11 protein-coding genes are annotated in these 13,819 nt (G+C 37.2%); 9 read left to right on the top strand and 2 right to left on the bottom strand.

Annotated features, from left to right (window positions below; all coding sequences use genetic code 11):
* Positions 1-36 precede the first annotated feature (36 nt).
* Together ACSVDA_RS05025 and ACSVDA_RS05020 are read right to left on the bottom strand one after the other, a co-directional pair.
* Complete coding sequence (locus tag ACSVDA_RS05025) at positions 37-183, bottom strand: YycC family protein (RefSeq protein ID WP_214480202.1); 147 nt, start codon at positions 181-183, stop codon at positions 37-39.
* Between the two features lie 73 nt (positions 184-256).
* The gene (locus ACSVDA_RS05020; RefSeq protein ID WP_485881410.1) at positions 257-505 is read right to left on the bottom strand and encodes a DUF2627 domain-containing protein; all 249 of its coding nucleotides are present in this window, start codon (positions 503-505) and stop codon (positions 257-259) included.
* 283 nt (positions 506-788) lie between these two features.
* Between ACSVDA_RS05020 and ACSVDA_RS05015 the strand changes: the two genes are divergently transcribed.
* From ACSVDA_RS05015 to ACSVDA_RS04975, 9 genes are all read left to right on the top strand, one after another.
* Positions 789-2,861, top strand: a complete 2,073-nt coding sequence (locus ACSVDA_RS05015; RefSeq protein ID WP_485881366.1) for a sigma 54-interacting transcriptional regulator — start codon at positions 789-791, stop codon at positions 2,859-2,861.
* Between the two features lie 176 nt (positions 2,862-3,037).
* The gene (yqiS, locus tag ACSVDA_RS05010; protein ID WP_485881364.1) at positions 3,038-3,949 is read left to right on the top strand and encodes a phosphate butyryltransferase; all 912 of its coding nucleotides are present in this window, start codon (positions 3,038-3,040) and stop codon (positions 3,947-3,949) included.
* A 20-nt stretch (positions 3,950-3,969) separates the two neighbouring features.
* Positions 3,970-5,070 (top strand): branched-chain amino acid dehydrogenase, encoded by a 1,101-nt coding sequence (gene bcd, locus ACSVDA_RS05005; RefSeq protein WP_485881363.1) that lies wholly within the window; start codon positions 3,970-3,972, stop codon positions 5,068-5,070.
* Between the two features lie 179 nt (positions 5,071-5,249).
* A complete protein-coding gene (gene buk / locus ACSVDA_RS05000) occupies positions 5,250-6,335 on the top strand; it encodes a butyrate kinase (RefSeq protein WP_214480197.1) in 1,086 nt (361 codons plus the stop codon).
* Positions 6,336-6,372: 37 nt separating this feature from the next.
* Positions 6,373-7,794: a dihydrolipoyl dehydrogenase gene (lpdA, locus tag ACSVDA_RS04995; RefSeq protein ID WP_485881361.1), complete on the top strand. Its 1,422-nt coding sequence runs from the start codon at positions 6,373-6,375 to the stop codon at positions 7,792-7,794.
* A 192-nt stretch (positions 7,795-7,986) separates the two neighbouring features.
* The gene (locus ACSVDA_RS04990; protein WP_485881360.1) at positions 7,987-8,979 is read left to right on the top strand and encodes a thiamine pyrophosphate-dependent dehydrogenase E1 component subunit alpha; all 993 of its coding nucleotides are present in this window, start codon (positions 7,987-7,989) and stop codon (positions 8,977-8,979) included.
* A gap of 17 nt (positions 8,980-8,996) precedes the next feature.
* The gene (locus ACSVDA_RS04985; protein WP_320207975.1) at positions 8,997-9,980 is read left to right on the top strand and encodes an alpha-ketoacid dehydrogenase subunit beta; all 984 of its coding nucleotides are present in this window, start codon (positions 8,997-8,999) and stop codon (positions 9,978-9,980) included.
* Positions 9,981-10,004: 24 nt separating this feature from the next.
* Positions 10,005-11,300: a dihydrolipoamide acetyltransferase family protein gene (locus ACSVDA_RS04980; protein ID WP_485881357.1), complete on the top strand. Its 1,296-nt coding sequence runs from the start codon at positions 10,005-10,007 to the stop codon at positions 11,298-11,300.
* 434 nt (positions 11,301-11,734) lie between these two features.
* Positions 11,735-13,816 carry a methylmalonyl-CoA mutase family protein gene (locus ACSVDA_RS04975; protein WP_485881356.1) on the top strand — a complete coding sequence of 694 codons (2,082 nt, stop codon included), beginning with the start codon at positions 11,735-11,737 and terminating at the stop codon, positions 13,814-13,816.
* Positions 13,817-13,819 lie beyond the last annotated feature (3 nt).

The raw sequence follows: 13,819 nt of genomic DNA, 5'->3' as shown, positions 1-13,819 counted from the left end.
ATAATTAAGAGCAAAAAAGACGACAAGGAGTATACTTTACTCCTTGTCGTCTTTTTTCTTTTCTGCTTCAGCCATTTTTTGAACAAGAATATGCTTTGGCATATGCATAATTTGTTCTATGGGAATATTTAGCGTGCTTGCAAGTTTTTGAGCAGTTTCAAGGGATATTTGATGTGGATTCATTTAACATGCACCTCCAGATAATCATATTTAATGAGAATGGGACTAAGTCAACATAGTCCAGCTGTTCATTCAGTTATTTTTTCTTATTATTTTGCTGTAAGCGCGGTTGTACTTTATTTCTTTTACGGTCTCTGTGCAGTATAAAGCCGGCAACAAATACTAACCCAGCTATAAACATGATGAATCCTACGAGAAATTGAAGCCATAAAAAAGGAAAAGGTTTTTGTAATATATTGAAGAGCATATCCCTCATTAATTTAATTCCAAGGGCCGATAAAATTCCTGGTATTAATAATACTAATAATGCAATGATTCTTTTCATCATATTAATCCTTTCACTGGAGTATCTCTTTTACAAGTTTTGTTGCTATTACCTAAATTAGTACGACTAGATATAGTTTCTAAAATGCTAATCGCTTACGAATTTAGTTCTTAGTAAGAAAACTACAAGTAATGCAAAATAGTGCTCTAAAAAAAGAATAACTCTTCTAATTTATTTGTCAAGGAGTTAAAAAAACGGTATGATATGTTAGTGAAAGATATTGCATATATTTTGTTGAAAAGTATGTAATTTATTTCAAAGAGGCCGTAGAGGTGTGTTGTTCATGAAAAAAGCGTTGATTGTTGGGGCTGGAAAGGGTGGCTCGGCAATTCTAAAAATATTACAAGAAACAGAGATAATGGAAGTTGTAGCGGTTGTCGATGTTAAGCCTACCGCGATTGGATTGAAGCTGGCAAGAGATTTGAGTATTCGTACTGGTAGTAATTGGCGAGAGTTTTTAACAAGTGAGATTGATGTTGTTATAGAAGCAACAGGTAGTGAAAAGGTTTTTGAAGAAATTCGTGAAGTAAGAACTAAAAAAACAGTGTTAATCCCTGGAGCTGTTGCTTATATAACTGCCCAGTTAATGGAGCAAAAAGAAGGGCTTATTACTAAATTAAAAAATGAATCAGATAAGCATGACTTAATTTTGAATTCCACTCATGATGGTATGATAGTGATCAACTTCGACACAAATATTGTTTTGTTTAACAGAAGTGCTGAACGAATTGTTGGCTTGAGTAAAGAAGATGTGATAGGGAAGCCGATTGAGGAAATCATACCTGCAAGTCAACTGACTAGAGTGATGAAAACAAGACAAACTGAAATTAATCAAGAGCTTATATTAAATAATGGTAAGAAAATTATTACGACAAGAATACCTATTGTTAATGAAGCAGGTGTCCTATATGGGGCGGTTGCTGTATTTAAGGATATAACTGATGCAGTAAAACTAGCTGAAGAAATAACTAATCTGAAAGAAATACAAACAATGCTAGGAGCAATTATTCAATCATCTGAAGAAGCAATATCAGTAGTGAATGAGAATGGTATTGGCTTACTAATTAATCGTGCGTATACAAAGATTACGGGGTTAACAGAAGATGAGGTGATCGGAAAACCTGCTACAGCAGATATTTCAGAAGGAGATAGTGTTCACATGAAAGTGCTGAATACGCGAAGACCTGTTAGAGGGGTCAGGATGAAGGTTGGCCCTAATAAGAGAGATGTCTTAGTAAATGTTGCACCTATTATTGTCGATGGAAAATTAAAAGGGAGCGTTGGTGTCATCCACGATGTTTCTGAAATTCAGCAATTAACAACTGAATTAAATAGAGCGAGGCAAATTATTCGTACGTTAGAAGCAAAGTATTCATTTGATGATATCATTGGGCATTCTGAAGAGATGGAATTTGCTATTCAACAAGCGAAACTTGGAGCAATCACCCCTGCTACAGTACTATTACGCGGTGAGTCAGGAACAGGAAAAGAACTATTTGCACATGCGATTCATAACGCAAGCAATCGAAAATTTAATAAATTTATACGTGTCAATTGTGCTGCTTTATCTGAAACACTTCTTGAGAGTGAATTGTTTGGTTATGTAGAAGGAGCTTTTTCAGGAGCAAAACGTGGTGGAAAAAGAGGTCTGTTTGAAGAAGCTAATAATGGTAGTATTTTCTTAGATGAGATTGGTGAGCTATCGCCTAATACACAGGCAAAGTTATTAAGAGTGCTACAGGAAAATGAAATTATTAGAGTTGGAGGAACGCAGCCCATTCCAATTAACGTACGAATAATAGCTGCAACAAATGTGAATCTTGAAATGGCTATAGCTGATGGGTCTTTTCGGGAAGATTTATTTTATCGCTTAAATAAGTTGCCTATACAAATTCCGCCTTTACGAAATAGGAAACAAGACTTACCAGCATTATGCGAACACCTTCTTCGTAAAATAAACCAAGAATATGGAAGAAATGTAGAAGGTTTAGACTTGGAAGTGCTTGATTACTTTCATACATATAATTGGCCTGGGAATGTTAGAGAGTTGGAGAATATTATTGGACGAGCAATGATCTTTATGAAATTTAATGAAGTTCATATAGGTCTTAAACATGTCCCTACGCTTGAATCTGGAATAGCCAACAAAGCTGACACGTCTCTCATCACTATACCTACGCAAAATGATCAAACATTATCAGAAATGTTAGAGAATTATGAAGGGGCTATTATTGAACAAGTTTTAACGAGCAACAACGGGAATAAAACTGCCACGGCAAAATCTCTCGGTATTTCATTACGGAATTTATATTATAAAATTGAAAAATATAATATTGCAATAAATAGCATGCAATAAATTTCAAGTTTTGAATTTTTTTGCGCAGTGTATGTTGTGAAACATAACTTAATTACACAAATACTTATCATTCTTTTTTGTGGCATGCTTCTTGCAAATATAAAAATCTGAGAACGATATACTCAGAAAGTAGGATTAGCTCAAGTAATTCTTACGAAAGGGTTGAAGTAGATTACATGAAATTGGACCTATTAATTGAGCAAGCAACAACGTCTCCCAAAAAAACTGTAGCAGTTGCAGTTGCTGAGGACAAAGAAATCATTGAAGCAGTAGTAGGAGCACTTCGAAGAAACTTAGCCAATTTTCGACTATTTGGTGATGAAGTGAAGGTGAACAAATTGCTTCAGGAGTTAGCTCCTGACTGTGTTAACAGTGAAGCAATCTCGCTGATTGCTGCAGATTCACCTGAAGACGCAGCTGAACTAGCCGTTAAATCCGTTTCTTCAGGTGAAGCGGATGTATTAATGAAAGGAAATCTTTCAACTTCGTTGATTTTATCTGCAGTTCTTCATAAAGAGTGGGGACTTAGAACAGGTAATGTATTATCTCATAATGCCGTGTTTGAGGTTGAGGGTTTTGATCGACTTATTTTCGTAACTGACGCAGCAATGAATATTGCACCAAACCTTGACCAAAAGGCACAAATAATAGGAAATGCAGTTCAGCTTGCCCGGTCGATTGGCATTAATCAGCCTAAGGTAGCTCCAATATGTGCTGTAGAGGTAGTTAATCCAGTGATGCAAGCTACGCTTGACGCTGCAGCCTTAACGCAAATGAATAGAAGAGGTCAAATTAAAGATTGTATTGTTGATGGTCCATTGGCACTTGATAATGCTATTTCAGTTCATGCTACTAAACAAAAAGGTATAGTAAGTGAAGTAGCAGGAATGTCAGATATATTACTTGTTCCTAATATTGAAACGGGAAATGCCCTTTATAAATCTCTTATTTACTTTGCTAAAGCAAAAGTGGGGGCTGTTATATCCGGTGCCAAAGCTCCAATTGTTTTAACTTCAAGAGCAGATTCATCAGAAAGCAAGCTTTACTCACTAGCTTTAGCTATTCGTTCCGTTCATAAAATAATATAGAATTATAGGAGGATTTTAATATGCAGATTTTTTCTTATATGGAAGAGTATGATTATGAGCAATTAGTGTTTTGTCAAGATAAACAATCAGGACTAAAAGCTATAATTGCGATTCATGATACAACTTTAGGACCAGCTCTCGGTGGGACTCGAATGTGGACATATGCTTCTGAGGAATTAGCAATTGAAGATGCATTACGTTTAGCCAAAGGAATGACATATAAAAACGCTGCTGCAGGCTTAAATTTAGGCGGTGGTAAGACAGTTATCATTGGTGATCCACGTACTGACAAAAATGAAGAAATGTTTAGAGCATTTGGTCGCTATATACAAGGACTAAATGGTCGCTACATTACTGCAGAGGATGTCGGTACTACAGTAGCTGACATGGATTTGATTCATGAAGAAACAGATTTTGTTACAGGTATTTCACCAGCATTTGGTTCATCAGGTAATCCATCACCTGTGACTGCATACGGTGTGTATCGTGGAATGAAAGCAGCTGCAAAGGAAGCATTTGGAACAGATTCGTTAGAAGGAAAAGTCATCGCTGTTCAAGGTGTTGGTAATGTTGCTTTTAACTTGTGCAAACACCTTCATGAAGAAGGAGCACAATTAATCGTTACTGACATTAATAAAGAGGCAGTACAAGCAGCAGTTGAACAATTCGGTGCACAGGCTGTAGACCCTGATGATATCTACAGTGTAGACTGCGATATTTATGCACCGTGTGCTCTTGGTGCTACTATTAACGATGATACTATTCCTAAGCTGAAAGCAAAAGTAATTGCAGGTGCAGCGAATAATCAATTAAGAGAGTCACGTCATGGAGATACTATTCATGACTTAGGAATTGTATATGCACCTGATTACGTTATTAATGCTGGTGGAGTAATGAATGTGGCAGATGAATTAAATGGTTATAACCGTGACCGTGCTATGAAAAAAGTAGAAACGATCTATAATAACATAGAAAAAGTCATTGAAATAGCAAATCGTGATCGTATTCCAACTTATGTAGCTGCTGATCGTTTAGCTGAAGAGCGCATTGAACGTATGAGAAATTCACGTAGCCAGTTCTTACGAAATGAACATCATATTCTAAGTAGACGAAATCGCTAAAATAGGAAGATTGTGATGAGGGTAAATGTGGATTATTTTTAGCAATTATCAATAGAGTAATCATTGCTAAAGATTAATTGGAAAATGAGGTGGCAAAATGACGCCACCTCATTCCTCCATACATATGCTGTGGAGTTATCACGAAGCCCAAATGACATCACAAAATGGAGGTATTGATTTTGCAAGAGAGAGAATATCGTATTCTTGTTATCAACCCAGGGTCAACATCGACGAAAATAGGAGTCTTTGATAATGAACTCTCGATATTTGAGAAAACGATTCGGCATGATAGTAAGATCATTAACTCGTATGAAGCGATTATTGACCAATACGAATTTCGAAAAAACACAATCCTTGAAACATTGCATCATGAGGGCATTAATATTTCTAAATTAGATGCTGTTTGTGGACGTGGTGGGTTATTACGTCCTATTGAAGGTGGTACCTATCGCGTAAATGAAGCAATGCTTGCTGATTTACGTATTGGTTACGCTGGCCAACATGCTTCAAACCTTGGTGGCATCATAGCACATGAAATTGCTGGAGGATTAAATATACCTGCCTTTATCGTTGACCCAGTTGTAGTTGATGAAATGGATTCAATTGCAAAGATTTCTGGATTCCCACTTATCGAACGAAAAAGTATCTTTCATGCGCTGAACCAAAAGGCCGTTGCAAGGAGAGTTGCAAAAGATTTAGGTAAGAGATATGAGGAATGTAATTTAATTGTCACCCATATGGGTGGTGGTATAACGGTTGGTGCCCACAAACAAGGTCGTGTTGTAGATGTAAACAATGGGTTACATGGAGACGGACCATTTAGCCCAGAACGCGCTGGGACTGTACCTGCTGGTGACTTAGTTACGCTTTGCTATTCTGGTGATTATTACCGTGATGAAGTGATGAAAAAGCTAGTAGGTAACGGAGGACTAGTAGGTTATCTAGGAACAAATGATGCAGTAGCGGTTGAAAAAATGATAACCAAGGGAGATGAAAATGCCCAACTTGTGTATGAAGCGATGGCTTATCAAATTGCGAAAGAAATTGGTGCTGCAAGTGCAGTTCTGTCAGGTAAAATCGATGCAATAATTTTAACTGGGGGATTAGCTTACGGCAAAGAGTTTGTTAAGCACATATCTACACGCGTTAACTGGATTGCTGATGTAATCGTTCTTCCTGGGGAAAATGAATTACAAGCGTTAACTGAAGGTGCGTTACGTGTTTTGCGTAATGATGAAGATGAAAAAATATATCCTGCTAACTAACATATAAGATCGTGTAATGAGGAAGGGGATAGTAACAATGTCAAAAGAATATGATCTCGTGATACTCGGCGGTGGTACAGGTGGTTATGTAACAGCGATCCGTGCATCACAATTAGGTTTGAAAACAGCTGTGGTTGAAAAGGGTAAATTAGGTGGTACATGCTTGCACTCAGGGTGTATCCCTAGTAAAGCACTGCTTAGAAGCGCTGAAGTCTATTCAACAACGAAAAAAAGTGAAGAATTTGGGGTTCTAACAACAGATGTTTCCTTAGATTTTTCAAAGGTTCAAGGTCGAAAAGATCAGATCATTTCCCAATTGTATAAGAGTGTTCAATATTTAATGAAAAAAGGTAAGATTGATGTTTTTGAGGGAGTTGGAAGGATTTTAGGTCCATCAATTTTTTCTCCGATGCCTGGAACAATTTCAGTTGAAATGAATAACGGTGACGAAAATGAAATGCTCATTCCGAAAAATGTCATTATCGCAACAGGGTCACGTCCAAGGTCATTACCTGGCTTAGAAATTGACGGTGAATTTGTGATGACTTCTGATGAAGCTCTTGAAATGAAGGAACTACCATCATCTATGATCATTGTCGGTGGAGGAGTTATTGGAATTGAGTGGGCTTCTATGTTAGCAGATTTTGGTGTTGAAATTACTGTTCTTGAATATGCAGATCACATTCTACCAACTGAGGATATTGAAATTTCCAAAGAGATGCGGCGTCTTATGAAGAAAAAAGGAATTAACATTGTTACTGGCGCAAAAGTACTTCCCGAAACGTTATCAACAAGTCAAGAAGTGACGATTAAGGCGGAACATAAAGGGGAAGAAAAAACTTTCCAAGCAGAAAAAATACTCGTGTCTGTAGGTCGTCAAGCAAACGTTGAAGGAATTGGTATTGAAAATACTGATATTGTAATTGATAAAGGGTTCATACAAACAAATGAATTTTATCAGACGAAAGAATCTCATATTTATGCGATTGGAGATTGCATAGGAGGCCTTCAACTTGCACATGTCGCGTCACACGAAGGAATTGTTGCTGTAGAGCATATTAAGGGAGAAAACCCTTCTCCAATTGATTATTCACTTATATCAAAATGCGTATACAGTAATCCAGAGGTTGCAAGTGTTGGTTATACTGAACATGAGGCAAAAGAGCAAGGGTTTACTGTAAAAACAGGCAAATTCTCATTCAAGGCGATAGGAAAAGCGCTTGTGTTTGGTGAATCAGATGGTTTCGTTAAAATTGTTGCTGACACAGAAACCGATGATATATTAGGCGTACATATGATTGGCCCACACGTAACTGATATGATATCAGAAGCTGGGTTAGCACGTGTATTAGATGCTACTCCATGGGAGGTAGCACATACTATTCACCCGCATCCTACTTTGTCAGAAGCTATTGGTGAAGCTGCGCTAGCTGTAGATGGTAAACCAATTCATGGCTAAAAGTTAATATAAATAATGGTTTTTATCGTAAACATTGTTGCTATTGCTACTAAAGTATGGACAGTACGATGAGTTTTATGAGGACTCAATAATTTTATAAGTAGAAAAGATGCTACGAATAAATGCTTAGATTTAAGAATGAAAAGCAACAATCAATGCGATAACAGCCTAAAAAATAAAGGAGGTATATGTATGACTGAAAATCGTCATCAAGAGCTCGGTTTAAATGATGAAAGAGTACTTGAAATGTATGAAACGATGCTACTTGCACGAAAAATTGATGAACGTATGTGGTTATTAAATAGAGCTGGTAAAATACCGTTCGTAATATCTTGTCAAGGGCAAGAAGCAGCACAGGTAGGTGCCGCATTTGCGTTAGATCGCAGTAAAGATTATGTCCTACCATATTATCGAGATATGGGTGTCGTATTAACGTTTGGTATGACTGCAAAAGATTTAATGTTATCAGGATTTGCAAAAGCAGAAGACCCAAATTCAGGTGGACGTCAAATGCCAGGACATTTCGGTCAGAAGAGCAACAATATTGTTACAGGATCATCACCAGTTACAACTCAAGTTCCACATGCTGTTGGAGTAGCTCTAGCTGGTAAAATGGAAGGAAAAGACCTTGTGACATTTGTTACTTTTGGTGAAGGATCTTCTAATCAAGGAGATTTCCATGAAGGTGCGAATTTTGCAGGTGTTCACAAGCTCCCTGTTATTTTTATGTGTGAGAACAATAAATATGCTATTTCGGTACCAATTGAAAAACAATTAGCATGTGAGAAAGTTTCTGACAGAGCCATTGGATATGGAATGCCTGGTTATACAGTAAATGGTAATGATCCGTTGGAAGTGTACAAGGCTGTAAAAGAGGCTACTGAGCGAGCACGTAACGGTGAAGGCCCTACATTAGTTGAAACAATCTCCTATCGCCTAACACCGCATTCTAGTGACGATGACGACCGTAGTTATCGGGAAAGTAATGAGGTAACTGAAGCGAAGAAAAATGATCCTATCATCACTTTTGCATCTTATTTAAGGAATATTGGATTATTAAGTGAAGAGTTGGAAAAAGAAATTGATAGTCGAGTGATGAGTCAGGTTAACGAAGCAACAGAATATGCGGAAAATGCTGCTTATGCTGAAGCAGAATCAGCAATGAAGTATGTTTATGCAGAGTGATAGAGGGGGGAAATTATATGCCTGTAATTTCATATATTGACGCTGTTACAATGGCAATACGCGAAGAGATGGAAAATGATTCAAAAGTATTTGTACTTGGAGAAGATGTAGGAAAAAAAGGTGGCGTGTTTAAAGCTACGGTTGGCTTACATGAACAATTTGGGGAAGAGCGAGTCATAGATACACCTCTTGCTGAATCAGCGATTGCTGGGGTAGGTATTGGTGCTGCCATGTATGGTATGAGACCGATCGCAGAAATGCAGTTCGCTGATTTTATCATGCCAGCTGTAAACCAAATTATATCAGAAGCAGCTAAGATTAGATATCGTTCCAACAATGACTGGTCGTGTCCACTAACGATTCGTGCTCCATACGGAGGAGGAGTACACGGCGCGTTATATCATTCCCAGTCTGTAGAAGCTGTTTTTGCAAATCAACCTGGTTTAAAAATTGTCATGCCTTCAACACCATATGATGTGAAGGGGTTATTAAAAGCAGCTATTCGTGATAATGATCCGGTCTTGTTTTTCGAGCATAAGCGCGCCTATCGGCTAATTAAAGGTGAAGTACCAGAAGATGACTATGTGTTGCCAATTGGCAAAGCTGACGTTAAGCGTGAAGGTGAAGATATTACTGTTATTACATACGGATTATGTGTTCATTTTGCACTCCAAGCGGCTGAAAAACTTGCTCAAGATGGAATCTCTGCACATATTCTTGATCTTCGTACCGTGTATCCATTAGATAAAGAAGCAATTATAGAAGCAGCTTCGAAAACTGGCAAAGTATTACTTGTAACAGAAGATAATAAAGAAGGAAGTATTATAAGCGAAGTTGCAGCTATTATATCTGAACATTGCTTATTTGATTTAGACGCTCCAATAAAACGTCTAGCTGGCCCCGATATACCTGCTATGCCATATGCACCAACTATGGAAAAATTCTTTATGGTGAATCCTGACAAAGTGGAGAAGGCCATGAGAGAGCTTGCAGAATTTTAGTATTGATGAAGGAGGGTTTATCCATTGGCACTTGAAAAAATTACAATGCCGCAGCTTGGTGAAAGTGTAACAGAGGGTACGATCAGTACCTGGCTCGTTTCTGTTGGTGATAAAGTAAATAAATATGATCCACTTGCTGAGGTAAATACAGATAAAGTAAACGCTGAAGTACCATCATCATTTACTGGTGTGATAAAAGAATTAGTTGCTGAAGAGGGTGAAACGATTCCTGTTGATGGCCTCATATGTACAATAGAGGTAGAAGGTGAACAACCTACTCAAGAGGCAAAGAAACAGGATACACCTACGGCTAATGAACAACCTAAAGTGGAAGAGGTACGTGAACATAAAGTACGCTATTCACCGGCTGTATTAAAATTAGCTCAAGAACACAATATAGACCTTGAACTTGTTTCAGGTACAGGCAAAGATGGCCGTATAACGAGAAAAGACTTGAAGAAGTTAATAAGTTCTGGTGATATTCCAGTGGCAGGCGCAAATAAGAAGAAGGAAACGGTTATTGTTGAAACAGTTGAAGGTTCAAAGGTGCAAAACACGGTCCCAGAAAGAGTCCAATATAAAGAAACTAGTCCAGCTCCTAACATTCCTGTCCAAACGGGAGACATTGAAATCCCTGTATCAGGTGTTCGAAAAGCGATTGCAACAAATATGTTACGTAGTAAGCATGAAGCTCCACATGCTTGGATGATGGTTGAAGTTGATGTAACAAATCTAGTTGAGTATCGAAATGGAATTAAGAGCGAATTTAAACAAAAAGAAGGATTTAGTCTAACTTTCTTTGCATTCTTCGTCAAAGCTGTTGCTCAAGCTTTGAAAGAGTTCCCACAAATTAATTCAATGTGGGCAGGTGACAAAATTATTCAAAAGAAAGATATAAATATTTCAATCGCCGTAGCTACAGATGATGCATTGTTTGTACCTGTGATTAAGCACGCTGATGAGAAAACGATCAAAGGAATTGCACGTGAAATAACGGAACTGGCTACAAAGGTTCGCTCAGGTAAGCTATCGGCTGATGAGATGCAAGGCGGAACTTTTACTGTAAATAATACAGGGTCATTCGGGTCAGTACAATCAATGGGAATTATTAATTATCCACAAGCAGGAATCGTCCAGGTCGAATCGATTGTGAAACGACCAGTTGTTATGAATAATGGGATGATCGCTGTTCGGGATATGGTGAATCTATGTATGTCTTTAGACCATCGTGTTCTTGATGGACTTGTATGTGGACGTTTCCTTGCACGTGTGAAGGATATTTTAGAAAAGACATCAAAAGATAATACATCTATATATTAGTAACGAAAAACACTGCTGCAAATTTGTAGCAGTGTTTTTTGAAGTATTGCTTTTTCAATTTTCTTTTAAAGGTCAAAATGTATTAAACGTATATGGAATTAAAGTCATTTTTTTAATATACTAATGTTAGAAGTACTTTTGAAAATATTTAGACAATTATATTGAAAGCGGTTTCTTTGTTGATGCATGTTTATATGAGAACAAGAATAAGTGAACGAATGATTTTTAGACGTCATATGACTCGATATTGGGTGAGGTGGTTTAAGAGTAATGCCAATGCTACCGTGACTGATGACATCACTTATTTGTAGACTGGCAACATGAACAGAATAGAGAGATACGAAGAACTTACAATGTATTTCTTGTAAGGGAATCTTCTAGAGTTAAAAAAATTCTATAATAATAAACTCACCTTAAGGAGAGAAGGAACGGTTATGAAGAACATAAATGAGGTTAAGAATTCACAATTTGCTGTTCCGTCATTCGATGACTGGAAAGGCAAAGCGACACAATCTCTAAAGGGAAAATCAATTGAACAGCTTTACACTAATACATATGAGGGCATTGAACTAAAACCATTGTATACAGAGGAGGATGTAGAGGGTTTACCTTTTTTGAATGAATTACCTGGGCAAGGATCACATCTTCGTGGGACAAAGCTTCTAAGAACGAGCGGGGAGGCTTGGGACGTTAGTCAAGAAATAGATGTGCCTTGTCCCCATCAGTGTAATCAAGTGTTGAAAGATGACATAGATCGTGGTTTAACAATGATTCATCTATTATTAAATGATAAAACTAAACGAGGGTATAGTTTGCCTAATAGTAATGGTAAAGGTCTTTTAGTAGAGACGATTCATGATATTGAGAAAGCTCTAAATGATATTTCTCTACAACATAAATCACTTATGATTGACACCCATTATTGTTCATTGCCAATGCTATCAATGTTGACAGCTTATTTTGAAAAGAACAATATTCCTTTGGAAACAATTAAGGGAACGATTGGCATGGATCCGTTGGCTGCTCTAGTGGAAGATGGAGAATTACCTATGAATACATCGCAGCTCTATGATGTAATGGCACAATTAACATTGTGGGGAAAGAAACATAGCCCAAATATAAATACCATCCTAGTGAAAGGACATCCATATCATAATGGAGGGGCAAGCGCTGTTCAAGAATTAGCCTTTTCATTAGCAACTGCTGTCGAGTATGTAGCGGAAGCGCTGAAAAGAGGCTTGACCATTGATGATGTTGCTCAAAAAATAACATTTTCATTCTCAATCGGAGCAAATATGTTTATGGAAATCGCGAAATTACGAGCTGCTAGAACACTTTGGACATCGATTGTTAAATCATTCGGTGGAAATGAAACATCACAAAGAATGAACAATCATGGTCGTACATCTGCATTTACGAAAACTGTCTATGACCCGTACGTAAACATGTTAAGGGTGACAACTGAAGCGTTTGCAGCAGGAGTGGGTGGAGTTGATAGCTTAGATGTTTCGTCTTTTAATGAAGCAATAGATCGATCGACTAACTTTTCAAGAAGAATTGCAAGAAATACTCAAATTATTCTTCAAGAAGAAGCTTTTATATCTAAGGTTATTGATCCAGCTGGTGGTTCTTGGTACATTGAAAAGCTCACGAATGATGTTGCAAAGAGTTCATGGGAATTATTCCAAAAGGTCGAACAATTAGGTGGTATGGAGCAAGCATTGAAAGTGAACTTTGTTCAACAAGAAATAAATGATGTTGCAACAAAACGGCAAGAGCATGTTCATAATAGAAAACACAAAATTGTTGGAACTAATTTTTATGCAGATTTGCATGAAGAACCTATGACGATGAGTAGTTTGAAAAAAGATGAACATGTTGACATTAATGATCAACTATCAATTGAGAAGTTAGCGCGATTAAAAGAAGTATTTGAAATGGATATTGATAATGTCATGGATGTAGCTGTTCATTTCATGCGTGAAGGACTCACTATATCACAATTTATTAATTTGATGAAAGATAAAGAAGCTACTGTAAAAATAAACAGTATAGAAAAAATTAGGCTTACGCAATCTTTTGAGGAACTAAGACAAACATCTGACCAATATTTTGAAAAGTATGGTTTTCGTCCTAAAGTTGGCTTAATTAATTTAGGTTCAATACCGGAGCATAAGCCTCGTGCAGATTTCATTATGGGATTTTTTGAAGCAGGTGGGTTTGAAATTGTATCATCTCATGGTTATTTGTCAGTAGAAGATGCTATTGAAGGAACAAAAGCTATGAAGCTAGCAACATATGTAATCTGTGGTAGTAATGAAAAATATAAAGAAATGGCTGTTGCTATTAGTAAAAAACTTCTTGATGGCAAAAAAAATATTAAGATATATCTAGCTGGTAAGCAAGAAGATACCCTTAGAACAGAGCTGGTTGAAGCTGGAGTAAGCCATATAATAGATGCAACAACAAATTGCTATGAGTTTTTAACTTCATTACATCAGGAACAGGAGATGTAAAAA

Origin of the sequence: Cytobacillus sp. Hm23 (assembly GCF_051842895.1) — a bacterium.
Taxonomy (GTDB): domain Bacteria; phylum Bacillota; class Bacilli; order Bacillales; family SM2101; genus Nanhaiella.
This window is presented reverse-complemented; position numbering and strand designations above follow the sequence as displayed.